This is a genomic window from Caulobacter sp. DWR2-3-1b2 (assembly GCF_049896345.1).
GTDB lineage: Bacteria > Pseudomonadota > Alphaproteobacteria > Caulobacterales > Caulobacteraceae > Caulobacter.
The window spans coordinates 116,515-139,764 of the sequence record NZ_JAFCUC010000004.1 but is presented as its reverse complement, the minus strand read 5'-3'; the positions used below and the strand labels follow the sequence as shown (position 1 = coordinate 139,764).

Below are 23,250 nucleotides of genomic sequence, written 5' to 3'. Positions count from 1 at the left end.
CGGCGCTGGAATGAGCGGCGGATCTACGCCGCCGGCAGCTTCGCGCCCGCAGCGCCCACCCAGGTGATGATGTCCGCCAGTGTCTTGCTGTTGGCCTGGTCATAGGCCTGGACGATCGCGCCGACCCGGTTGTCCGACGCCTTGACCCGCGTCTGGAACACCTTGTCGCCGAGCAGGGCGCGGTCGCCGTTGCGGGTCATGACGGCCCGGATCTCGACCAGCACCTCGGGCGCCGCCTTGGGGCCGTCGACATAGTCGGTCTCGAAGGCGCGGACCTCGAGGCGCAGGGCCATGGCGGCCTTGCCGGTTTCGCCGCGGGTGACCAGGCGGGCGGGGCTGCTCTCGGCCTCGAAGGCCCGGGCGGCGGCTTCGTCGAACAGCACGATGGCCGGCGACACCCAGCGGGCGCCGGCGATATAGGCGGCCTCGCCATTGGTGAAGGTCAGCAGCCGGTCGCCCATGGCCGCGCGGGTGAAGACGGTCGGGGTCTTGAACACCCCGAACGACTTCTCCACCGGCGCGCTGGTCGCGGCCGGGGCCGCCGTGCCGAAGCGGTAGAGGCCCGACGGATCCGCCTTGGGGAACAGGCTGATGCAGCCGGTGAGGGCCAGGGCCGTAGCGGCGACCGCCAGGGATCGCAGGGCGACGCGCCCAACGCTCATGGAAAGAGTGCTCACGGCTGGACCTCCAGTTCCTTGGCCGGCGCCTTGCTGACCAGGGCGCGCGGGTTCTGTTCAACCTCGCCGACCAGGCGGTCGAGCGACTCGGCGGCCGATTGCAGGGTGACGACGGCGGCCGACAGCTGGGGCAGGCCGGTGGTGGCGAAGTCGCTGGTCGGGCCTTCCAGCTTGCCGACCATGCCGCGCACGTCCTTGGCGGTGGCCTTCAGCTCGTCGGCGGCGTCGCCCAGATTGGCCAGGGTCCGCTTGGCGTCGCCATTGACCAGGCCATTGGCCGAGTCGGACAGCTGGCCGATCCGCGTCGAGGTGGCTTCGATGCTCTGCAGGGCCTGCTGGGCGTCGGCGATGATCTCCTTGCGCTCGCGCAGCTCGGCGGTGACGGACTGCACGTCGCTGATCGCGGCGCTGACCGTCTTGACGTTGTCATCCGACAGCACGCGGTTGATGCGGTCCAGCGCCTCGATGGTGCGGGTCAGCACCGTGCCGCCGCCCTCCAGCAGGTCCGAAAGCGCGCTGCGCTGGCTACGGATTACCGCCACCTCGTCCTTCTTGACCGTGCTCTTCAGCAAGGGCTTGGCGGGCGCGCCGGCGGTGATCTGGATGTAGTTGACGCCCGTGATGCCCTGGGGCTCCAAAGTGGCGAAGCTGTCCGTCTTGATCGGCACGTCCGAGGTGACGCGCACCCGGGCGATGACCCGGTTGGGGTCACTCTTGTCCAGCGCGATCTTGGTGACCTCGCCGACCTTGATGCCGTTGAAATGCACCTCGCCGCCGTCCTGCAGGCCGCGAACGGGCCCGACGAACAACACGTCGTACAGGTCATACTCCTGGTTGAAGCTGAGCTTTGCCAGCCAGACGCCGAAGATCAGCAGACCCATGAACAGGATCAGCGTCGCTCCCCCGACCAGGGCGTAGTTGGCGTTTCTTTCCATTAACTCGTCCTTGGTGTCGCCTGCGGCGCGGGTTGAGGCGTCGCCTTGCCGGCGGCCGCGCGACCGCGCGGTCCCATGAAATACTCTTGAATCCAGGGGTGGTCGTTCTTCTCCAGCTCCTGGGCGGAGCCGGTGGCGACCACATGCTTGTCGGCGATCACCGCGATGCGGTCGGTGATCTCGTAGAGGGTGTCCAGGTCGTGGGTGATCATGAACACGGTCAGGTCCAGGCTGTCGGACAGGTCCTTGATCAGGGTGTCGAAGGCTGCGGCGCTGATCGGATCCAGGCCGGCCGTCGGCTCGTCGAGGAACAGCAGCTCGGGGTCCATGGCCAGGGCCCGTGCCAGGCCCGCGCGCTTGCGCATGCCGCCCGACAGCTCGGCGGGCTTCAGATTGCCGGCCCGGGCGGGCAGGCCAACCAGGGCGATCTTCAGGTCAGCCAGGTGGTCGATCTCGCGCCTTGGCAGGCGGGTATGCTCGTGCAGCGGCGCGGAGACATTCTCCCGCACGGTCAGGTTCGAGAACAGCGCGCCCTGCTGGAACAGCACGCCCCAGCGCCGCTCGATGACGTTCCAGCGCTTGCGCGAGGCGTCGGCCATGTCCTGGCCAAACAGCTTGACCGTGCCGCCGTCGGGGACCTTCAGGCCGATGATGGTGTTGAGCAGCACCGACTTGCCGGAGCCCGAACCGCCGACCACGCCCAGCACCTCGCCGCGATTGGCGGTCAGGTCCAGGTTCTCGTGGATGATGTTGTCGCCAAACCGCGAGACCAAGCCCGTGACCCGGACCGGCGGCGCCTCGGCGGTCGATTGGGCTTGGTCTTCGGCGGGAGCGGCGATGACCGAAGTCATACGTTTATCTCCATGTAGACCAGGGCGAAGATCGCATCGATGGCGATGATCGCGAAGATGGCCTGGACGACGGCGGAGGTCACGCGGCGGCCGAGAGATTCGACGTCATTGCCGACTTCCATGCCCTGGCGACAGCCAATGGCGGCGATGACCATGGCCATCACCGGCGCCTTGGACATGCCGATCCAGAAGTGCTGCACGCCGACGCTGTCGTTCATGCGCTGCAGGAAGAAGCCCGGCGACAAGTCCAGCACCGCCCAGGTCACCGCGATGCCGCCCGCGAGGCCGGCCAGGGTGGCCACGAACGTCAGCAGGGGAATCGTGATCAGCAGGGCGGTGAAGCGCGGCAGGACCAGGGCTTCGTAGGGGTCAACGCCCATCACCTGCATGGCGTCGATTTCCTGGTTCATCTTCATCGAGCCGATCTCGGCCGCGAAGCTGGAGGCCGAACGCCCGGCCAGCAGGATGGCGGTAATCAGGATGTTGAACTCGCGCAGCACCGAAATGCTGACCAGCTCGACCGCGAACACCTGGGCCCCGAACTGGGTCAGCAGGTTGGCGCCCAGCAGGGCCACGACCGCGCCGATGAAGAAGGTGGTGGTGGCCACGATCGGAATGGCGTCAAGCCCGGCGCGCTCGGCCAGCGAGAAGACCGGGGCCCAGCGAATGCGGCTGGGCTTGGCAATGCAGCGGCCGATGGCCACCAGCAAGTGGCCCAGGAAGGCGAGGGTGCTGTAGAGATCGTCGCCCAGGCCATACACGCCGCGGCCAACGCGTTCAAGCAGGGCCTGGAAGCCGCGACGGGGCGGGGCGGCCTCCGGCTCGACCTGGACGGCGTCGCCGACCAGTTTCAGCAGGCGCTCGGTCTGGCTGCTGGCCTTGATGTGACCGGCTGTGACCCGGCCGTCAGCGGCGCGGATGATCGCATAGGCCCCGGCTGTGTCGCAGCGAGTGAGGTTGGTTAGGTCCAGATCGACGGCGTCCGAGCCATCCAAGGCGCCGACAAGACGCTCGCCGGCGTCGACCATGCCGCGCGCGGTCCAGTCGCCGGAAAGCACGGCTGTGCGATGGCCGTCGATGTCCTCGAAGGTAAAATCAGCCGGCGCGCCCATGAAGCCCTTAGGTCTCTCTTTCCAGACGTCGCAACCCTAGCAAAGAGGTCGACCAAAGCCCAAACGCACCAAGGTCGCGCTTGTTGCGCGCCGTGATAGACGCGCCTGCCACGTCACGCCAGCAGCCTCGTCGCCGATCGCCCTATCGGCGCCCTGTTCCAAGGCGAAAAGGCCAATCGGCGCCGTCCAGGCCGCGTTCGGTAGCGCGGTGACGTCGGGTTGCTTTAGAAGGCCAGCATGTATTCGAGTTCCGTGAACCGGCGCGCGGCGCTCGGCAAGCTTTCGCTATCGGCCGTGCTGGCCCTGGCCCCCCGGCTGGCGATGGCGCGGGCCGGGGAGGAAGCCGAGGTCGAGGACGCCGCCGAGCCCTTTTCCGTCGGACTGCTGCGCGAACGCGCCCGGCGCCTGGCCGTGACTTCCTATATCCAGCCCGCGCGCCAGCCGGCCCTCTCGGGTCTGTCCTACGACGACTATTTCCGCATCCGCTTCCGGCCCGAGGCGGACCTGTGGAAGGACCGCCGTCCCTCCTTCCGCGCGGAGTTCTTCCCGCCCGCCTATCTCTATTCCCTCCCGCTGCCGATCCACGAGGTCGCCGCAGGGCTGGCCCGGCCGATCGCCTTCGACCCGGCGATGTTCGACATTCCCGGCGAGCATGCTGATGTCGCCAAGGCCTGGAACGGCTTTTCGGGCTTCCGCCTGCTCTATCCGCTGAACGACGCCGACAAGCTGGACGAGATCGCGGTGTTCCAGGGCGCCAGCTATTTCCGCAGCCTGGGCCGCGGCCAGCGCTACGGCCTCTCGGCGCGCGGCCTCGCGATTGGGGCGGGTGAGCCCAACGAGGAGTTTCCCGACTTCATCGCCTTCTGGCTCGAGCGGCCCCAAAACACCAGTGAGGCCCACCAAGGCGAGGCAGTGGTCGTCCACGCCCTGATGGACAGTCCCAGCTGCGCCGGCGCCTACAGCTTCACGATCCGCCCGGGCGAGGACGTGGTGTTTGACGTGACGGCGTCCATCTTCCCGCGCGTGGCCATGGCCAAGGCCGGCGCAGCGGGGATGAGCAGCATGTTCCTGTTCAACGTGGCCGCCGCCTCGCCGGTCGATGACTTCCGCACCGCCGTGCATGACAGCGACGGCCTGGCGATCTGGACCGGGGCCGACGAGCATCTGTGGCGGCCACTGCAGAACCCCAAGGCCCACCGGCTCAGCAATTTCCCCGACGAGAACCCCAAGGGCTTTGGCCTAGTGCAGCGAGCCCGCGCCTTGGAAGACTTCGGTGACTTGCAGGCCCGCTACGACCTGCGGCCCAGCCTGTGGGTCGAGCCCCTGGACCCCTGGGGCAAGGGCGCCATCCATCTGGCCGAGCTGGCGACCACCAAGGAGAGCGACGACAACATCGCCATCTTCTGGCGGCCAGAACAGCCGTGGGCGGCGGGCTCGCAGGTCGATCTGCGCTACCGCCTGCACTGGGGCCAGGAGCGCTTCGCCACCCCCGGCGCGCGGGTGTTCCGCACGCGCACAGGCGCCGACGCCCAGGCGGGCCTGCGGCTGTTCACCGTCGACCTGCAGGGCGGGGCGCTCGCCGAGGGCTTGGATGGGGTGGCCCTGGAGGTCGAGGCGACGGGCGGCGAGATCGCCTGGCGGGCCCTGTCGCCCTATCCGGAAGACGCCTCGGCGCGGGCGGCGTTCGGGCTGAAGCCGGCGGCCACGAACGTGGAATTGTCGCTGCGGCTGCTACGCGGCGGGGCGCCGATTTCGGAGACATGGCGCTATCTGTGGACGGCATAGAGGATAGCAGGCTGGAAGGTCTGAACGCAGGGATCGAGCGCCGAAGACGTGGTGCGAAACGGACCTGCCGGTCGGGTTATGCTGAAATAGACACTTGGCTCGACATCGGGCACTTTCTCAAGCCAAGCTAGGGGTCGGACATGCCGCGTCGTGAAGTTGCAACCAGAGCCTTCTTGTGGCTGGCGGTGCTGGTCGGCGGCCCTTTGGTTGGCGCAAAGCTCTTCGATCTCGTTGTCTTGGCAGGCGCTTGGAGCGCCCACCCGCCGCAGTCCTTGGCGATGATGCCCTATGGCAAGGCATGGCCGGTCGATACGGGGGCCTTCTTTATCCCCTTCTCAGCAGCCATGCTCATCGCGGCGTTCGGGGCCCTGATTGCGGGCTGGAAGACGCCATGGCGTTATCGCTGGCTCCTATGCCTCCCATCGATCGGCATTCTCGCTCTGCTGATCCTCACGGTTACCGCGTTTTGGCCGATGAACGCCGCGCTCTGGTACCATGGCCTGGGCTCGCCCAAGAATACGATCACGGACGCGGAATCCATCGTCATGGCTCGGCATTGGATTCAGCTCGACTGGGTCAGAGTCGTCGGCGCCAGCGCCGCGTTCGTCGCGGCGCTTCGCGCCTTGACCGTGCCATGGCCCGCCCAGGTCGCGCCGCCTGACCCCCTGTGGGTAAGGGTGATCCTCTGGCTCGGCCTGCTCTGCGTCGCCGCCTTCATTGTCTGGTTCGCGAGGAGCATCTAACCGCGTCTTATCTGCACCCGACAGCCCCGCTTCAATCTTGGTTAATGAATTCCCGTCACGGCTCGTTGCTTGAACGCACGAAGTGAATCGGAACTCCTCGCATGAGCGCCAACCCGCAACTCGACCAGCGCATGGCCTTCATGCGTTTCGATCATCGGTCGAGGACGGCTTTGCAGGCGGCCAAGCCGGCCCTCGACGCCGCGATCCCCTCGGCGTTGGACAGCTTCTACGTCCAGCTGAAAGGCTTCGCCGAGACTAGCGGTCTCTTCCAGGGCGGGCGCGGTGAAAGCGCCCAGGCCCGCCAGGTGGCGCACTGGAAGCGGATGACCTCGGGCGATCAAGGTGCCGACTACCTGCAGGCGGTCGAGCGCGTCGGCCAGTCCAACGCCCGCGCGGGCCTTGAGCCGCGTTGGTCGATCGGCGGCTACGCCCTGGTCGTCGAAGGCTTGATCCGCGCCGTGCTGGCCAAGCGCCGCAAGGGCGGGCTGTTCGGCGGCGGCAAGGCCGACACCGACGGCGCCGATCAGGTGGTGGCCCTGACCAAGGCGGTGTTCCTCGACATCGACCTGTCGGTCTCGGCCTATTTCTCGGTGCTGCTGGAAGAACGCGACCGGCTGGAGGCCGAGCGCCAGGCCTCCGACCGCCAGCGCGCCGCGGCCATCGCCGCCCTGGGCGTGGCCCTGTCGCGCCTGGCGGCCGGCGACCTGTCGGCGCGGGTTGAGGGCGTGCTGTCAGCCGAGTTCGAGAGCTTGAAGAGCGACTTCGACAACGCCGCCGCAGCGCTCGACAAGACCATGAACGCGGTAACCCGCGCCACCTCGGGCATCCGCGCCGGGGCCGACGACATTGCCCACGCCGCCGACGACCTGGCCCAGCGGACCGAGCAGCAGGCCGCGACCCTGGAACAGACCGCCGCCGCCGTCGAACAACTCACCGCCACCGTCGACCGCACCGCCAGGAGCGCCAAGGCGGTCTCTGTTCAGGTCCGGCAAGCCGCCGCCGACGCCCAGGCCTCGGGCGCGGTGGTGACCCGCGCGGCCCAGGCCATGACGCAGATCGAAAGCTCTTCGGACAAGGTCTCGCAGATCCTCGGCGTCATTGACGAGATCGCCTTCCAGACCAACCTGTTGGCGTTGAACGCCGGCGTCGAAGCGGCGCGGGCCGGCGACGCCGGTCGCGGTTTCGCGGTCGTCGCGCAGGAAGTCCGCGCCCTGGCCCAGCGCTCGGCCGACGCCGCCAAGGAGATCAAGACCCTGATCGCCGACTCCAGCCGCAAGGTGGGCGAGGGCGTCGACCTGGTGGGCCAGACGGGTGAGGCCCTGCGTGGCATCGTCGACAAGGTGGGCTCGATCGACGCCTTGGTCGACGAGATCGCAGCCTCGGCCAACGAGCAGGCTTCCGCCCTGGGGCAGGTCAATGTGGCCGTCAACCAGCTCGACCAGGTCACCCAGCGCAACACCGCCATGGTCCAGCGATCCACCCAGGCCACCCACGCCCTGCGGGCCGATGCGGCGGACCTATCCAACCATGTCGGCGGTTTCCGCACGGGGGCGGGGTTTGTTCAGGCCGACACGCCAGCGCCGGAGGTCCGCGCTCGCGCCCCGGCGTTCGCCCGCCCAGGACGATGAGGGCCGGGCTGCAACCGCTGAGGCGCGGAGCCTCACCCTTCCGCCACCGCCGCCGTCGAAGCGCGGTGGATCAGGGTGAACGGCAGCAGTTCGTCCCGTGGCGGCTGGGTTTCGGCGCCGCTGTAGCGGGCCACGCCGTTGATCAGCATCTTGGTGGCCAGGGTCGACATCTCGACCAGCGGCTGGCGGATGGTGCTCAACTGGGGACGGCTCAGGCGCGAGACAGGGCTGTCGTCGAAACCGGCCACCGACACCTCGCCGGGCACGCTGATCTCGGCCTCGGCTGCGGCGGCCAGTGCTCCTAACGCCATTTCATCGGAGCTGGCGAAGATCGCCGTCGGGCGGACGGGCAGGGCCAGCAGGGCCGTCGCCGCCTCGTGGCCGGACTCGAACGTGAAGTCACCCTGGCGAATCCAGGCCTTGTCGACCTTCAGGCCGCGCGCCTTCATGGCGGCCAGATAGCCCTGGCGCCGGGCCTGGCTGGCGCCGTAGCGCTTGTCGCCCATGATGAAGCCGATCCGCGCGTGACCAAGGTCCGCCAGGTGCTCGGTCATCTCGCGGGCGGCGGCGACGTCGTCCATGTGGACGCGGGCGCCCAGGCCCTCCGGCTTTTCAGGACCTAGGCGCACATAGGGCGTGCCGGACTTGTCGAGCAGTTCCAGCACCACGGCGTTGTCGCAGCTGGGCGGGGTGAGGATGACGCCGTCGGGCTTCAGGGCGGCTAGCAGGGCGCCGACCTCCTGGCGCACCTTGGGGTCGTCATGGTCGATCAGCTCCACCAGCAGGTGATAGCCCGCGCCCCGGCATTCCAGCGTCGCGCCCAATTGAATGCGCTGCAGGTAGTCCGAACCGCGCTCGCTGCGCCAGTGGTCGATAGTCAGGGCGGCGTCGGCGAAGACGGCGATCACGAACGAGCGCGATCCGGCCAGGCTGCGGGCCGACAGGTTCGGCGCGTAGCCCAGGGCGTTGGCCGCCTCGAGCACCCTGTCGCGCATCGCCGGGCGGACATTGGGTTCCTTGTTCATGACTCGGGAGACCGTCTTGATCGACACTTCCGCCCGCGCCGCCACGTCGTAGATCGTCACCGACGCCATGGGCCCGCCAAGTCTGGTTTGATAGGACTCATCTCCATGGCGTCAGCCTAGAGCAACTGGGCGGCATAAGGCGACGCTCGCTTTTGAAAAATCGGCGAGACGGGCGCTTTCGGTGGCGGTCCTGGCTTGTATCACCCGGCGGGCGAGGTCAGTGTCGCGCCAATCGCGGCATAGACCGCACGTTTTCGGGGGGCGTGATGTCGGCGGTGGAGGTCGAAGCGATCGATAAGGCAAGGCCGACCGTGCCCGTCAAGGCGGGCTTCATCGCCGCCTTCACGATCGCCCAGATCGGGGCCTATGTCAGCTTCATGCCCCTGATCCAGGTGCTGTTGCCGCTGAAGGCCGAGGCCATTGACCCGGGTCACAAGGCGGTGGTGCTGAGCCAGGTGGCGATCTGGGGCGCGATCGTCGCCAGCGTCGCCAACCTGCTGGCCGGAGCGATCAGCGACCGCACCACCTCGCGTTTCGGCCGTCGCCGGCCCTGGATGATCGCCGGGGCGTTGGGAACGGTCGCTTCCTATCTGATGATCATGCGCGCCCACAGCGCGGCCACTCTGATGCTGGGCGTGGTCTGTTTCCAGTTGGCCTTCAACCTGCTGTTCTCGGCTTTGTTGGCGGTGCTGCCGGACCGGGTGCCCGACGTCCAGAAGGGCCGGGTGGCGGCCTTTCTCAGCCTGGGCCATCCGATCGGCGCCATGGCCGGTGCGGTGCTGGTGGGCGGCCTGCTGTTCACCGAAGGCTCCCGCTACCTGGCGATCGGGCTCGTGCTGCTGATCGCCATCGCGCCCTTCGCGCTCAGCCTCAACGACGCGCCCCTGCCGATCAGCGAGCGGCCGACCCTGAAATGGCGCGCCTTCCTGGCCGACCTGTGGGTCAATCCGGTGAAGTATCCCGACTTCGCCCTGGCCTGGATCAGTCGGTTCATGGTGCTGGTCGCGATCACTCTGACCCAGTGTTACATGCTCTATTATTTGCAGGACGCGCTGCACTACACGCGCCTTTTCCCGGGCCGGCGGGCCGAGGAGGGCCTGGCCCTGCTGACCACGGTGGCCACCTGCGCCAATGTCACCTGCGGCATGCTGGGCGGCATGCTCTCGGACCGCCTGCGGCGTCGCAAGCTGTTCGCGGCCGGCGCGGCCCTGACCCTGGCGGCGGCGATGATCACCTTCTCGCTGGTGCCGGCGTGGCCGATCGTCGTCCTAGGCTTCCTGATCTTCGGCTGCGGGGCGGGCTGCTATTACGCCGTCGACATCGCCCTGGTCAGCCAGGTGCTGCCCTCGCAGAAGAACGCCGGCAAGGACCTGGGGGTGATCAACCTGGCCAACACCCTCCCCCAGGCCCTGGCCCCGGTGCTGGCCCTGTACTTCCTGGGGCCGACCCACGTGAACTATCACGCGCTCTATCTGGTCGCCGCGGGCCTTGCGACGGCTGGCGGCCTGGCGATCCTTCCGATACGGGGCGTGCGTTAGCGCTTCCGCGAGGGTCCCTGTGGCCGACCTGATCCCCATCGACGATCCCAACGACCCACGCGTGGCAGCCTATCGCGACATCAAGGAGCGCGATTTGGTCGGCCGCCAGGGCCTGTTCATCGCCGAGGGCGAGACCGTGCTGCGGGCCTTCGTCCGCGACAGGCCGGATCGAGTGCAGTCGCTGCTGGTCGATGGCAAGCGGGCCGACAAACTGGCGGCGGTGTTCGAGGCCCTGCCCGACGGCGCGCCGGTCTATGTCGTCGGCCAGGCGGTGCTGGACGCCATCGCCGGCTTCCACCTGCACCGCGGCGTGCTGGCCGTGGGGCGCAAGCCCGAGCCGCTGAGAGCGGAGGCCTTGTTGGCGCAAGCCGGCGAGCGGGCGGTGGTGCTCATCCTGATGGGCATCGCCAATCACGACAATCTCGGCGGCATCTTCCGCAACGCAGCCGCCTTCGGCGTGGACGGGGTGATCCTCGACGGCGACTGCTGCGATCCCTTCTACCGTAAGGCCATCCGCGTCTCGATCGGCGCGACGATGAGCGTGCCCACCGCCTGGCTGGCGCCGGGGGAGGACGTTGTGGCCTTGCTCGAGCGTCACGGCTTCCAGGGTTTGGCGTTGAGCCCGGCGGCCGACCAGACCCTGGCCGCGCTGGTCCCGCCGGCGCGCGCGGCGGTGCTGCTGGGCGCCGAGGGGCCGGGGCTGTCGGCCGAGGTGATGGCGCGGGTACGGACGGTGGGCATCCCGATGGCCGGCGGTTTCGACTCGCTGAACGTCGCCACCACCAGCGGGATCGTGCTGCACCACCTGCGGTTCGCGGGGGGTTAGGCGCCAAGGCAATGACACCGGTGACTTGCGGTGGCGAACGGGGGGTCCTACGGTTCCCTAAAGTTGCTTAGGGACGTCGCCATGTTGAACCGTCGGGGAACCCTGGCCAGCCTGACCGGCGGCCTGCTGGCCTCGGCCGTCGCGGGCGCCGCCCAGGCCAAGGCGAAACCTAAGACCCAGGCTCCTCCCATGGACCCCACGGAAATCCTGTCCCTGTGGCCCGGCGATCCGCCCGGCGCGAGCGGCGTCACGGTGGTCGAGACGATCATCGAGCGCGGGGACCCCAAGGGCCTGCGCGACCGCGCCGTGACCCACACCCGCAAGCCGACCCTGACCGTGATCCGCCCCGCCAAGCCCAATGGCGCGGCGGTGATCCTGATGCCCGGCGGCGGCTATGAGCGGGTGGTGACCGACAAGGAGGGCTTCGAGACCGCCCGCTGGCTGGCCGACCATGGCTATACCTGTTTCGTCCTGCTCTATCGCCTGCCCGGCGACGGGTGGGGCGCGGGGCCCGACGCGCCGCTGCAGGACGCCCAGCGCGCCGTGCGGCTGGCGCGGTCCAGGGCGGCGGCGATGAGGTTCGACCCGGCGCGCGTGGCGATCATGGGCTTCTCGGCCGGCGGGCACCTGGCCGCCAGCCTGACCACCCGCTTCGACGCCAAGGTCTATGACCCGGTCGACGCCGCCGACGACCTGTCGGCCCGGCCGGACCTGTCGTGCCTGATGTACGCCGTGGTTTCCATGGCCGACGGCCCGGCCCATGGCGGCTCGCGCAAGCAACTGCTGGGGCCCTCGCCGACGCCCGAGCAGATCGCGCTCTATTCGCCCGACCAGACCGTCACCGACCGCGTCCCGCCGGTGTTCCTGGTCCACGCCGCCGACGACAAGACCGTGCCGGTGGCCAACAGCCTGATGATGTTCACGGCCCTGAAGGCCAAGGCGGTCCCGGCCGAGTTGCACGTCTTCGAGGAGGGCGGCCACGGGTTTGGGATGCGGTCTATCACAGGCAAGCCGGTGGCGGCCTGGCCGGCGCTGTTCGCGACGTTCGCGAAACGGCACGGGGTCTAGTGGAGAGAACGCGACGTTTGAGTCCCCCTGGAAATCGCTCGATCCCTTTCCCGAGAAGGATTTGGGCGGGTTCCAAGCGACTGAATCTCACCACTAGTTTAAATCCGCTCATCCCGGCGAATGCCGGGACCCAGATCCCAAAGCGATTGGGCGAGCTATATAAGCAAAGCGCTCATGGCGTCAGCTCCAGCCCCTTCCCAATCCGCCCGCAACGGCAAGGCCGCGCCTTTAAACCTTGCTGGCGAGCTTGCTCTGGCGTCTGACCGAGTCAAGGACGACGCTCTCGCGCCGCCGCGCTGCGGCGGCCCTTCGGGCCGTCCTTGACTCGGTCAGACGCCAGAGCTCCCATCCACCAAGAGTTCAAGGCGCAGCCGCACCCGGTGAAGATGCTGCGGTTCGCTGGAAGCGGGCGTCTTGAGAGTTCGAGAACGCTGGAAGGCTACCATTTACGGCTGCCGAAGAGGGCGGGTTTGCTTTCCAGCGAGTTGCTCGACGCCAGCGAGAACGACTGCTGCAGCGCCGACGAGCTCATCGACGGTGATCTGCCCTCTCGCAGTACCGCAGCCGTCTACGCGCCACATTCTGGGCGTCTCGTAGAATATGGCTTCGGGAACGGCGTCAGCGAGGGTCTTCGCGAAGGGCTTGAACCAGTCTTTCTCACCGCTGATAAGCCAGGGCACATCGACATCGCCCGCTAAGCTTATACCAAGTACGCCCAAGGATTTGCCGCCGCAGACAATGTTGACGGTTAGGTTTTGCCCGATCGACAAGCTGACGGACGAAAGTTTTCTCAGCGAAACAAGCAAATCTCGCAGCGCCTCGATCACGCCCAGAGACGTTTCAGAGTTCATCGACGTCAGCCACCCCTCAATGTCCGGGCGCGTACTCCACTGCGGAAATGTCTGCAGCTTGGCCACTGTTCCGGCGGGCTTGCGGCGGTTGCGCACCAGTCGCGCCAGCCCGTCCCAGTCGTCCACAACTGGGGTTCTCAGCCGAGGGTCGGACAAGCAAAGTTCCTCTATCGTATGATCTTCTTTTCCGAAGTTACAAGGCCAGCAGGCTGTGACGATGTTCTCCGTCGAACTGTCGCCACCTCGGGCATAGGGCTGTATATGGTCGAGAACGCCGTTCAGGGCGTAAAACGCTGCGTGCTTAGCTCGATCGCCTCCCTTTCCGCTGGGCCAACGGACGATATCGGGGAATAGAGCTGTCAGCAGTGACCGCACCCCCGGCCTGACCACTCGGCAACTGCAATAGCGACATCGGAAACCATCTCGCTTGAAAATAGCTTCAGCGTCCACACCGGTCGGCATTCGCAGCCCTGGATGCTGCAGATGCACTTCGTGCCGAGCCTGACGGGCGTGTTTCTTAAATCCCAAAAGTTCCGCTGTTGGAAGCATCACGAAGGCGGCGTAGGCGTGAAGCGTTCGGATGTCGGCTTGCAGCAGCAAGTCGGCCGCCTTCACCATTTGTTCGTTAAGCACTGCATCCGCCGCCGCGTCGAGAAGACTGGCGGCTTGATCTGCTTCGACGGGTGGCTCCATCAGGCAAGTTCTCATTTTCGGTTGCTCGCATATTGTCTCACCCTCAGGCGAACAATTTTACTTACTCGAAATAGCAAAGTCCAAGTGCGTCGAAAAATACCCATAGCGCTCCGTCCGTCTTGCAGACTCTGTACAAGCCCGGCGCTTTGCCTCTAACCCCCGCACCCCTTCTCCACCCATCGCGCTCGCTCCTCCTCCAGCGCCCGCTGCCACCGCGCCCTCAGCACCCCGGCCCGCTGCCCATGCTTCTCGTCCAGGAACTCGGCCCCCTCGATCCGGTCCGTCCGGAAATTCCGAAAATCCCCGCGCAGCTCGCACCAGCCGATCAGCAGCCGCACGGTGTCCAGATACCCCACCGTCACCGGCCAGATCACCCGCTGGCTGACGGCGCCCTCCACATCGCGATAGTCGAGGCGGATCTTGCGGCCGGCATGGATCCAGGCGCGGGTCTGGGCGATGTCGATGCCGTCGGGCAGGGCCTTCCAGTTCGTGCCGGTCCCCGTGGCGGGGGTCAACACATAGGGCCGTAGCTCCTCGGGCACGGCGGAGGCGATCTTGGCGATCAGGTCGCGGGCGGCGGTGGCCAGAACGGGGTCGCCGCGGCTGGCGACCCACTGGGCGCCCAGCACGGCGGCCTCGATCTCGTCGGGAGTCAGCATCAGGGGCGGCATGTCGTACCCGGCCTCCAGCACATAGCCGACGCCCGCTTCGCCGCGAATGGGCGCCCTCTGACCGACCAGGGCGGCGATATCGCGATAAACGCTGCGTTTGGAGGTCTCCAGCTCGGCCGCCATGGCGTCGGCGGTCACCGGCTGCCGGTTGCGGCGGAGGATCTGGATGATCTGGAAAAGGCGTTCGGCGCGTCTCATGGGTCCACCCTATCCGTCGATGCTGACAGCATGCTGGCAGCAGCATGGCGGTAGCGTCTGAATGTCGCAACACGGCGCCTTCCAGGGACAATGGGTGGGGCGCAGGATCAGGGGATACCGAGATGATCACGCTCTACGCCACCGGCCCCGCCTACGGTCTTCCCGAGGGCAGCCCCTATGTCACCAAGACCGAGATCCACCTGAAGATGGCGGGCCTCTGGTACGAAAAAGTTCCGGCCCGGCCCGAAACCTCGCCCAAGGGCCAGCTGCCGTGGATCGACGACGACGGCGTCAAGGTGGCCGATTCGACCTTCATCCGCGCCTATCTCGAGCGCAGCTACGGGGTCGATCTGGACGCCGGCCTCACTAAGGCCCAGCGCGCCCATGCCTGGGCGATCGAGCGGATGGTCGAGAACCACCTGGGCTGGGCCAACTGCCATTTCCGGTTCTCCGACGACGACAACTTCGCCAAGGGCCCGGCCCATTGGTTCGACGGCATGCCGGGCGAGGCGCGGGCCGACGCGATTGACGGCTTGCTGGGCGCCGTGCGGAGCAATCTCAACGCCGTGGGCATGGGCCGCCATTCGCCCGACGAGATGGTCGAGCTGGCCGCCTGGTCGCTGACCGCCCTGTCGGAAACCTTGGGGAACAAGTCGTTCTTGATGGGCCATCGGCCGACCAGCGTCGACGCCATCGTCTTCGCCATGCTGGCCCAGATCCTGACGCCGTTCTTCGACTCGCCCATCCGTCGCCGGGCCGAGGGCTTCCCCAACCTGGTGGCCTATGCCGAGCGGATGATGGCCGGATATTACCCCGAGTTCGCGCCGCAGGTCTGCAAGGCGGCTTGAGGCGCCGGGGAACCGGAACCTTGAGACGCGCGCTCCTCAAGCTCGGGCGAGCCGGTCGCCCGGTTTGCGGAGTGGAAAACATGAAGCGTAGCAAGATCTTGGTCGCCGCCTCGGCGATCGCTTGCGTGACGTCGCTGGGGGCCTGTTCGATGATGGGCGGCGGCGGCATGGGTTATTCGCCGCGCCTGGAAACCAAGGCCTCCGACGAGAAGGCCTTCGCCACCACCTTCGCCGCCTGCCGCGATCAGGTGCGGGCCGGCAAGACGGACAGCTTCCTGATCTCGCGGTCCAGCGCCACCGCGCGCGACGCCGAGCCCGGCCAGACCGGCCTGATCCTCAAGGTGCCCTATGACAAGGCCAAGGGCGGGTCCAAGGACGCGCGCATGGCCCAGGACAACGCTCACAAGATGGCGATGGACAAGTGCCTGGATGAGAACGGCTACAGGGTGGCGGCCTGGGATCCGGCTTCGCGGTAAGGGTTGGCGGGGTGGAGGCCATCCCAAATTCTCTTCATCCCGGCTTTCGCCGGGATGAGTGGAAGTTGAGGCGCCGTGGCGGGACGCACCCCGGAATCAAGAAGGCCGCCCGTCCCGGACGGGGCAGGCGGCCATTCTGATGGGCCGGCTTGAAGGTGTCTAAGCCGCGCGGGCCATGCGGTAGGTGTCGATGCGCTGGAAAATCGCGGCCATGGCGGTGTGGGCCGGTAGGTGGTCCTCGGTGATCGCGCCCTCGGCGAAGATCAGGGCCAGGCGATCGCGGGCCCGGCTGACCCGGCTCTTGATCGTGCCCAGGGCCGCGCCGGTGATGTCGCTGACTTCTTCATACGACATGCCTGCGGCGCCGATCAGGATCAGGGCCTCGCGCTGGTCGGCAGGCAGCATGTCCAGGGCGCGGCGCAGTTCGTCGAGCTCCAGCGCGGCGGTCGGGTTGGACACCGAGATCAGGGTGCGCTCAGCCACTTCCGGATCAAGCGAGCACGAGCGCCACGAGCGGCGCTTCTCGGAATAGAAGACGTTGCGCAGGATCATGAAGGTCCAGGCCTTCAGGTTGGTGCCCGGCGTATAGGAGTCGCGCGACGCCAGCGCCTTGGCCAGCGCGTCCTGGGCCAAGTCGTCGCCGTGGGTGGCGTTGCCGCATAGCGAGCGGCCAAAGGCGCGCAGGTGAGGGATCAGGGCGACGAGCTCGCGCTCGAAGGTCAGCTTGGTCGAAGTTTGATCAGTCATGGCTTAGGTCCCCGTTCCGTTGATAAACGCGGCCGGCGGCGAATGGCTCCGCTTGATTGAAAATTTAGTGGCGATCGCACGCAATCAGTTGTCGACGGCCAGCACCCGGATGCCGCGCGTTCGGCCCTCGTCATCGGTCCAGCGGAAGGTCTCGCCGGCAGTCATGCCGATCAGCGCAGCGCCGACCGGGGCGACCACCGAGACGCGATGGTTGTCGATGCTGGCGTCGCGCGGCAGGCTAAGGCGCACCGTGCGGTCCTGGCCGCTGGTCAGGTCTTGGTAATGGACGGTCGAGCCGATGCCGGCAAAAGGGCGGGGTGCTTGCCCGGGTTCAACGATAAGGGCGCGGTCCATTTCGCCGGCCAGCACGCGGCCGCCCAGGGCGCGACCGCCGTTTGCGTCGGCCAAGTTGGTGAGGATCTCGTGGTCGGCCTGCGTCACGTAGATCGTGGGCAGGGCATGGGTGGAGAAGGTTTGAGTTGAAAGGATAGTCATATTGGCTTTCTGGAGTGTGGCTTGAGCCTCGGCCGGCGACGTCCAGGTCGCGCAGATGCGGAGGCTCGGTGAGCGCGCGCCCTATGGCGCGAGCGTCTGGTGCGACGCGGAGCTCTGAGGAAAGGCGGGCGGATCCGGAAAACGGATATCCCGCTTATTCTGGGTCGCCGAAGCCGTGGTTTGCGCGGTGCGCGAGCTTTGGGGATCAGAGGCCTGCGATCAGGCGACCGGCGGGGTGCGAAGAGATCGCGAAGCCCGCTGGATAACGGGTAGATGGGGAGCCTGACCGCCGATGTCAAATCGGGCTGGGCCCGGCGACCGGCGTTCAGATGCAGAAGGTGGAAGGGTTGGTGGATGCTGTAGGGATTGAACCTACGACCCCCTCGGTGTGAACGAGGTGCTCTCCCGCTGAGCTAAGCATCCGCCGTGTCGGTGAGGTTTGAAGTCCTCGCCGCGAGAGGGACGGGCCTATAGCCCGGTCGTTCCCCGACCGCAAGAGGTCAAAAGCCGGACGCAGGCCTCCTGGACCTCGGAGAAGGCGTGTATCAACAGATCTCCGCCTAGGGTTTCGACCGGGGCTTCGGTATAGCCGAACGACACCAGCAGGGTCGGCACGCCGGCCGCCTTGGCCGAAAGCACGTCGTTGATGCTGTCGCCGACCATCACGGCGCGGGCCGGATCGCCGCCGACCGCAGCGATCGTCGCCAGCACGTGACGCGGGTCGGGCTTGGGGGCGGGGGCGTGGTCGGCCCCGACCACGGCGTCGAAATATTGGGTCAGGTCCAGGGCGTCGAGCAGGGCGATCGACAGGTGGGTCAGCTTGTTGGTGCAGACCGCCAGCCTGGCGCCGACCGTGCGCAACGACACCAGGGTCTCGACCATGCCCGGAAAGGGCGTGCTCTCCTGGGCGATCCGGCCCAAATAGAGGGCGATGAAGCGCTCGACCAGGGCGGGCGCGCTCTCGGCGTCCAGCGGCGCGCCGGCGGCGGCGAAACCGCGTTCCAATAGGGCCTTGGCCCCGCGCCCGACCATCTTGCGCACGTCGTCGAAGGGCAGGGGTGGCAGGCCCTCTTCGCCAAGGATGATGTTCAGCGAGGCGACGAGGTCGGGGGCGGTGTCGACCAGGGTGCCGTCGAGGTCGAAGGCGATCGTCGCGCCGCGCAGAACGTCAGTCGTTAGAATGTCGTTCTGGGCATGCATGGCTCTGGCCTTTCGGCTAAACGCGCGGCTAATGCAACTTTGGTCCGCGCCTTCGGAGTCGCTTCGCCCATGACCAACGCCGTTTCGCCTCCAGTGCGCCCGCGCGCCGCCGTCATTCTCGCCGCCGGCCAGGGCACGCGGATGAAGTCGCCGACCCCCAAGGTGCTGCACCGGATCGGCGGAAGAACCTTGCTGGACCACGCCATCGACACCGCCCAGACCCTCGGCTGTGAGCGGATCGTCGTGGTGGTCGGCGCCCACAGCCCGGCGGTTGGCGAGCACGTCCGCAAGCGCCTGGGCGAGGGCGCGACCGTTCTGCAGGACCCGCCGCTGGGCACCGGCCACGCCGTGCTGGCCGCGCGAGACGCCCTGGCCGATTTCGACGGCGACGTGGTGGTGACCTATGCCGACTGCCCGCTGCTGACCGCCGCAGTGGTGGAGCCGTTGTTCGCTCTGCGCGGCGGTTCTTCGCGTGGGGGAGGCGCTGACGTCGCGGTGCTGGGCTTCGAGGCCGCCAATCCCGTCGGCTACGGGCGGTTGATCATGGCCCCCGGCCATGTGCTGCTGCGCATCGTCGAGGAGAAGGACGCCGACGAAACCGTCAAACAGGTCAAGCACTGCAATTCCGGCGTCCTGGCGGCCGACCGCGCCACACTCTTCGACCTGTTGGCCCAGGTCGGCAACGACAACGCCAAGGGCGAATATTACCTGACCGACGTGGTCGGCCTGGCCCATGAGCGGGAGTTGGCCACCCGCGCCGCCTTCGCGCCCGAACCGGCCGTGCAGGGCGTCAACTCCCAGGCCGAGCTGGCCGCCGCCGAGGCGGTCTGGCAAGCGGCGCGCCGCCAAGCCCTGCTGGTCGAGGGCGTGACCATGCCGGCGCCCGATACGGTGCATCTGAGCTGGGACACCAGGCTTGCGGCCGGCGTCACGGTCGAGCCCTTCGTGGTGTTCGGTCCCGGCGTCAGCGTCGCGAGCGGCGCGGTGATCAAGGCGTTCAGCCATGTCGAGGGCGCGACCGTGGGGGAGGGCGCCTTGATCGGTCCCTATGCTCGCTTGCGGCCTGGCGCAGAGATCGGCCCGGAAGCCCACATCGGCAATTTCGTCGAGGTCAAGAAGGTCAAGGTCGGGGCTGGCGCGAAGGCCAATCACCTGAGCTATCTGGGCGACGGTTCGATCGGGGCGAAGGCCAATATCGGGGCCGGCACGATCTTCTGTAACTATGACGGCTTCGAAAAGTTCGAGACCCATGTCGGCGAGGGGGCCTTCATCGGCTCCAACACAGCGCTCGTGGCGCCCGTAAGGGTCGGCGACGGGGCAATGACGGGCTCCGGCTCGGTGATCACCCGCGACGTCGCGGCCGGCGCCCTGGCCGTCGCCCGCGCGCCGCAGAGCGACAAGCCGGGCTGGGCGGACAGGTTCCGGGCCCTGAAACTGGCCAAGAGGGGGAAAGCATGAGCGCCGAAGATCAGAAGCGGATTTCGGGTGAGGCGGCGGCGCAGCTCGTCGAGAGCGGCATGGTGGTGGGCCTGGGCACCGGCTCGACGGCGGTCTGGTTCGTGAAAGCCCTGGCGGCGCGCAAGCTGGACGTCCGCTGCGTGCCGACCTCGGAAGCCACCGCCAGCCTGGCCCGCGAGCTCGGCATCGCCCTGGTGGCGCTGGACGACGTCAAGAGCATCGACCTGACCGTCGATGGCGCCGACGAGATCGGTCCTGGCCTCAGCCTGATCAAGGGCGGCGGCGCGGCTCTGCTGCGCGAGAAGCTGGTCTGGGAGGCGTCCAAGCGCTGCGTGGTCATCGCCGACGCCGCCAAACACGTGAAGACCCTGGGCCGGTTCCCGCTGCCGATCGAGGTGGTGCGCTTTGGGCACCTCCATACCGGCCAGCGCCTGGCCGACATCGCCGCCGAGTTCGACCTGCTGCCGCCGCGCCTGCGGATGGCCGATCGCGGCTTGGTGGTCACCGACGGCGGCAATGTGATCTACGACATGCAGCCCGGCGTGATCGCCGAGCCGGCGGCCCTGGCCGGCGCCCTGAAGACCGTGACCGGCGTCGTCGATCATGGCCTGTTCCTCGACCTGGCCGACGAAGCCCTGCTGGGAACCGACCAAGGGGTGGTCAAGCTGGTCCCCTAGACCCATATCCGCCGTCTTCCGGTCTCGCCGAGGCCGCCCTGATCTGAACGCACCCCGGAGCCTGTCATGGCTGAGTACGACTTCGACCTCTTTGTCATCGGCGCCGGTTCGGGCGGGGTGCGGGCCGCGCGGGTGGCGGCGATGAGCGGCGCCAAGGTGGCCGTGGCCGAGGAATACCGGGTCGGCGGCACCTGCGTGATCCGCGGCTGCGTGCCCAAGAAGTTCATGGTCTATGCCAGCGAGGTCACCAGCCAGCTGAAGACCGCCAAGGGCTATGGCTGGACCATTGAGGGCGCCAAGTTCGACTGGAAGACCTTCCTGCAGGACAAGGACGTCGAGATCGCCCGGCTGTCGGGGATCTATGTCACCAATCTGCAGAAGGCCGGCGCGCACCTGCTGCACGGCCGGGCCCTGATCGTCGACGCCCACACCGTCGAGGTGCTGCCCAAGGATGGCTCCGAGGACGCCGGCCGCTATACCGCCCACAAGATCCTGATCGCCACCGGCGGCAGGCCCTGGCGTCCGGACTTCCCGGGCGCTGACCTGGGCATCACCTCGGACGAGGCCTTCCACCTGGCCGAACTGCCCAAGCGGGTGATGGTGGTGGGCGGTGGCTATATCGCCGTGGAGTTCGCCTCGATCTTCAACGGCCTGGGCGTGGAGACGACACTGCTCTATCGCGGCGCCAATGTGCTGCGCGGCTTCGACGACGACGTGCGCTCGCACCTGGCCGACGAGCTGGAGAAGCGCGGGATCAAGGTGGTGCTGGGCTGTGACCACCAGAAGATAGAGAAGACCGAAGCCGGCCTGGTCAGCACGCTCAGCAACGACCTGACCTTCGAGACCGACGTGGTGATGTTCGCCACCGGCCGCGACCCCTATGTCGAGGGGCTGGGCCTGGAGAAGGTCGGCTTGACGCTTAACGAACGCGGGGCGATCGTCGTCGATGACTTCTCCAAGACCACGGCCGAGAACATCTGGGCCGTCGGCGACGTGACCGATCGCATCAACCTGACGCCGGTGGCGATCCGCGAGGGCGCGGCCTTCGCCCAGACCGAATTCCACGACAATCCGACGAGCTTCGACCACGACATGGTCGCCTCGGCGGTATTCTCGCAACCCCCCGTCGGGACGGTGGGCATGACGGAGGCGCAGGCCCGCCACGCCTTCGGCAAGGTCGACATCTATCGCGCCGTGTTCCGCCCGATGAAGGTGACCTTCTATGGCGGCCAGGAGCGCTGTTTGTTCAAGCTGGTGGTCAAGCAGGACGACCAGAGGGTGGTGGGCGTACACGTGGTGAGCCCGGACGCGCCGGAGATCATCCAGATGGCGGCGATCGCCGTGAAGATGGGTGTCACCAAGGCGCAGTGGGACTCGACCTGCGCGGTCCACCCCACCCTGGCCGAGGAGCTGGTGACGATGCGCGAGAAGTACATGCCGTCGGAAATGGGCGGCACATGATCAGACAGGCCTCGATCGTCGGCGGCGCCTCGGAGCGGCCCACGCCCTGGCTGGGCGGCGTGGCGATCTTCGTGGTCGTGATGACGTCACTGCTGGCCTATCTGGGGCCGCTGGGTTTCGCGCCGCTGATGGCGCTGGCCGGCCTTCTTTGCCTGCCGGGCCTGAGGCTGACCCGCGCCGCCGCCCCGCCTCTGCTGATCCTGGTGGCTCTGGCCCTCTGGGCGGCGACCAGCATGATCTGGAGCCCGGCGGCGATCGATCCTTCGACGCTGAAGGACTATGACGACATCGAGGCCCTGACCGCCCTGAAGCTGCTGTTGCAACTGGCCAGCTACGGCGCGGCCGTGGTCGCGCTGCGGGGCCTTTCGGAAAGGTCGGCCGAGCGGGCCGGCATGATCCTGGCCTATGGCATGACCGCCCTGGCCCTGCTGGTGGTGATCGACGCCTTCGCCGGCGCGACGATCTATCAGCAGTTTCGCCAACTCACCGGAGTTCCGATCCGCGCCGACCTGGCCCTGGTCAAGGTCTCGACCGCCACCTACGCCCTGGCCCTGCTGATCTGGCCGGTGACGTTGATCCTGTGGCGGCGCAACGCCCCGCGCGCGATCTGGGTGCTGGTCGCCGCAACCTTGGTGGCCTCCAAGATCGTCAGTTCCGACGCCTGCCTAGTCGCGCTGGTTCTGGGCTCCGTGGCCTGGCTGATGGTGCGTTATGGCGGCGCGCTGGGACCACGGGTCCTGGTCGGCCTGGTGGCCCTGCCGTTCGTTGTCGCGCCCCTTGCCGTGCTGGTCGGGGTGGAGACCGGCGTGATCGCCTGGCTGCACAAACTGGTTCCGGCTTCCTGGGACGCCCGGCTCAACATCTGGACCTTCGCCGCCGACCACATCCAGACCCATCCGTTTCGCGGCTGGGGCCTGGACGCCAGCCGCACCTTCGGCGCTGCCATTCCGCTGCACACTCACAACGCCCAACTTCAGTTGTGGCTGGAGCTGGGGGCGATCGGCGCGGCCCTGGCGGGGGTGTTCTTCTGCTGGTTGGCCTACGCTGTCGTACGGACCGCCGAGCGCTCGCGGGGCGAGGCTGCAGCGGCGGCCGGGGCCCTGGTCAGCTATCTGGTGATCGGGGCCTTAAGCTTCGGGGTCTGGCAGGAATGGTGGCTCGCCCTGGGCGCCTTGACCCTGATCGCCTGCGGCCTGATGCGGTTCGGCAGCCAACCGGATGGCGAGAATTTGGTTGAACTTACCCCATTGGGCTAAATAACGGGGTTTCGTCGCAATAATTTTGCTT

22 protein-coding genes and 1 tRNA gene are annotated in these 23,250 nt (G+C 67.5%); 12 read left to right on the top strand and 11 right to left on the bottom strand.

Features of this window, described 5'->3' with window-relative positions:
* Positions 1-23 precede the first annotated feature (23 nt).
* From ACP694_RS12500 to ACP694_RS12485, 4 genes are read right to left on the bottom strand one after another with little or no spacing between them, the layout of a single operon-like run.
* Positions 24-677 (bottom strand): ABC-type transport auxiliary lipoprotein family protein, encoded by a 654-nt coding sequence (locus tag ACP694_RS12500; protein WP_426012836.1) that lies wholly within the window; start codon positions 675-677, stop codon positions 24-26.
* The gene (locus ACP694_RS12495) at positions 674-1,612 is read right to left on the bottom strand and encodes an MlaD family protein (protein ID WP_426012834.1); all 939 of its coding nucleotides are present in this window, start codon (positions 1,610-1,612) and stop codon (positions 674-676) included. Before ACP694_RS12495 ends, ACP694_RS12500 begins: the two co-directional genes overlap by 4 nt.
* A complete protein-coding gene (locus ACP694_RS12490; protein WP_426013254.1) occupies positions 1,612-2,451 on the bottom strand; it encodes an ABC transporter ATP-binding protein in 840 nt (279 codons plus the stop codon). The genes ACP694_RS12495 and ACP694_RS12490 overlap by 1 nt, the downstream gene beginning before the upstream one ends.
* 8 nt (positions 2,452-2,459) lie before the next feature.
* Entirely contained in the window at positions 2,460-3,575 is a 1,116-nt protein-coding gene (locus ACP694_RS12485; protein ID WP_426012832.1) for an ABC transporter permease, read from the bottom strand.
* A 237-nt stretch (positions 3,576-3,812) separates the two neighbouring features.
* Between ACP694_RS12485 and ACP694_RS12480 the strand changes: the two genes are divergently transcribed.
* The 3 genes from ACP694_RS12480 (at position 3,813) to ACP694_RS12470 (ending at position 7,731) form a co-directional block, all read left to right on the top strand.
* Entirely contained in the window at positions 3,813-5,360 is a 1,548-nt protein-coding gene (locus ACP694_RS12480; RefSeq protein WP_426012831.1) for a glucan biosynthesis protein G, read from the top strand.
* Between the two features lie 140 nt (positions 5,361-5,500).
* Positions 5,501-6,103, top strand: coding sequence for an anthrone oxygenase family protein (locus tag ACP694_RS12475; RefSeq protein WP_426012829.1), 603 nt, complete (start codon positions 5,501-5,503; stop codon positions 6,101-6,103).
* Positions 6,104-6,204: 101 nt separating this feature from the next.
* Positions 6,205-7,731 (top strand): methyl-accepting chemotaxis protein, encoded by a 1,527-nt coding sequence (locus ACP694_RS12470; protein WP_426012827.1) that lies wholly within the window; start codon positions 6,205-6,207, stop codon positions 7,729-7,731.
* Positions 7,732-7,763: 32 nt separating this feature from the next.
* On the opposite strand, the gene ACP694_RS12465 is transcribed toward ACP694_RS12470, so the two are convergent.
* Positions 7,764-8,825 (bottom strand): LacI family DNA-binding transcriptional regulator, encoded by a 1,062-nt coding sequence (locus tag ACP694_RS12465; RefSeq protein WP_426012826.1) that lies wholly within the window; start codon positions 8,823-8,825, stop codon positions 7,764-7,766.
* A 197-nt stretch (positions 8,826-9,022) separates the two neighbouring features.
* Here ACP694_RS12465 and ACP694_RS12460 point away from each other — a divergent pair, with 197 nt between their 5' ends.
* The 3 genes from ACP694_RS12460 (at position 9,023) to ACP694_RS12450 (ending at position 12,188) form a co-directional block, all read left to right on the top strand.
* Positions 9,023-10,294: an MFS transporter gene (locus ACP694_RS12460; RefSeq protein WP_426012824.1), complete on the top strand. Its 1,272-nt coding sequence runs from the start codon at positions 9,023-9,025 to the stop codon at positions 10,292-10,294.
* A 19-nt stretch (positions 10,295-10,313) separates the two neighbouring features.
* The gene (locus tag ACP694_RS12455; protein WP_426012823.1) at positions 10,314-11,120 is read left to right on the top strand and encodes a TrmH family RNA methyltransferase; all 807 of its coding nucleotides are present in this window, start codon (positions 10,314-10,316) and stop codon (positions 11,118-11,120) included.
* Between the two features lie 81 nt (positions 11,121-11,201).
* Positions 11,202-12,188: an alpha/beta hydrolase gene (locus ACP694_RS12450; RefSeq protein WP_426012822.1), complete on the top strand. Its 987-nt coding sequence runs from the start codon at positions 11,202-11,204 to the stop codon at positions 12,186-12,188.
* A 446-nt stretch (positions 12,189-12,634) separates the two neighbouring features.
* On the opposite strand, the gene ACP694_RS12445 is transcribed toward ACP694_RS12450, so the two are convergent.
* Complete coding sequence (locus ACP694_RS12445; protein WP_426012821.1) at positions 12,635-13,732, bottom strand: HNH endonuclease; 1,098 nt, start codon at positions 13,730-13,732, stop codon at positions 12,635-12,637.
* A 152-nt stretch (positions 13,733-13,884) separates the two neighbouring features.
* The gene (locus ACP694_RS12440; RefSeq protein WP_426012820.1) at positions 13,885-14,601 is read right to left on the bottom strand and encodes a helix-turn-helix transcriptional regulator; all 717 of its coding nucleotides are present in this window, start codon (positions 14,599-14,601) and stop codon (positions 13,885-13,887) included.
* A 122-nt stretch (positions 14,602-14,723) separates the two neighbouring features.
* On the opposite strand from ACP694_RS12440, the gene ACP694_RS12435 reads away from it, so the two are divergent.
* Both ACP694_RS12435 and ACP694_RS12430 read left to right on the top strand, forming a co-directional pair.
* Positions 14,724-15,449 carry a glutathione S-transferase family protein gene (locus ACP694_RS12435; protein WP_426012819.1) on the top strand — a complete coding sequence of 242 codons (726 nt, stop codon included), beginning with the start codon at positions 14,724-14,726 and terminating at the stop codon, positions 15,447-15,449.
* Positions 15,450-15,529: 80 nt separating this feature from the next.
* On the top strand, positions 15,530-15,925 hold the full coding sequence (locus tag ACP694_RS12430) for a hypothetical protein (RefSeq protein WP_426012817.1): 396 nt from the start codon (positions 15,530-15,532) through the stop codon (positions 15,923-15,925).
* A gap of 159 nt (positions 15,926-16,084) precedes the next feature.
* Here ACP694_RS12430 and ACP694_RS12425 read toward each other — a convergent pair whose 3' ends face one another.
* The 4 genes from ACP694_RS12425 to gph form a co-directional block, all read right to left on the bottom strand.
* Entirely contained in the window at positions 16,085-16,672 is a 588-nt protein-coding gene (locus ACP694_RS12425; RefSeq protein ID WP_426012815.1) for a sigma-70 family RNA polymerase sigma factor, read from the bottom strand.
* An 84-nt stretch (positions 16,673-16,756) separates the two neighbouring features.
* Positions 16,757-17,167, bottom strand: coding sequence for a GreA/GreB family elongation factor (locus ACP694_RS12420; protein ID WP_426012814.1), 411 nt, complete (start codon positions 17,165-17,167; stop codon positions 16,757-16,759).
* A 348-nt stretch (positions 17,168-17,515) separates the two neighbouring features.
* Positions 17,516-17,590, bottom strand: a tRNA-Val gene (locus tag ACP694_RS12415).
* Positions 17,591-17,635: 45 nt separating this feature from the next.
* A complete protein-coding gene (gene gph / locus ACP694_RS12410) occupies positions 17,636-18,367 on the bottom strand; it encodes a phosphoglycolate phosphatase (RefSeq protein ID WP_426012812.1) in 732 nt (243 codons plus the stop codon).
* Between the two features lie 69 nt (positions 18,368-18,436).
* Here gph and glmU point away from each other — a divergent pair, with 69 nt between their 5' ends.
* The 4 genes from glmU (at position 18,437) to ACP694_RS12390 (ending at position 23,219) form a co-directional block, all read left to right on the top strand.
* On the top strand, positions 18,437-19,825 hold the full coding sequence (glmU, locus tag ACP694_RS12405) for a bifunctional UDP-N-acetylglucosamine diphosphorylase/glucosamine-1-phosphate N-acetyltransferase GlmU (protein ID WP_426012810.1): 1,389 nt from the start codon (positions 18,437-18,439) through the stop codon (positions 19,823-19,825).
* Positions 19,822-20,502, top strand: a complete 681-nt coding sequence (rpiA, locus tag ACP694_RS12400; RefSeq protein ID WP_426012808.1) for a ribose-5-phosphate isomerase RpiA — start codon at positions 19,822-19,824, stop codon at positions 20,500-20,502. Before glmU ends, rpiA begins: the two co-directional genes overlap by 4 nt.
* 66 nt (positions 20,503-20,568) lie before the next feature.
* Positions 20,569-21,963, top strand: a complete 1,395-nt coding sequence (gene gor / locus ACP694_RS12395) for a glutathione-disulfide reductase (RefSeq protein WP_426012806.1) — start codon at positions 20,569-20,571, stop codon at positions 21,961-21,963.
* The gene (locus ACP694_RS12390; RefSeq protein WP_426012804.1) at positions 21,960-23,219 is read left to right on the top strand and encodes an O-antigen ligase family protein; all 1,260 of its coding nucleotides are present in this window, start codon (positions 21,960-21,962) and stop codon (positions 23,217-23,219) included. The genes gor and ACP694_RS12390 overlap by 4 nt, the downstream gene beginning before the upstream one ends.
* The last annotated feature ends 31 nt before the right edge of the window (positions 23,220-23,250 follow it).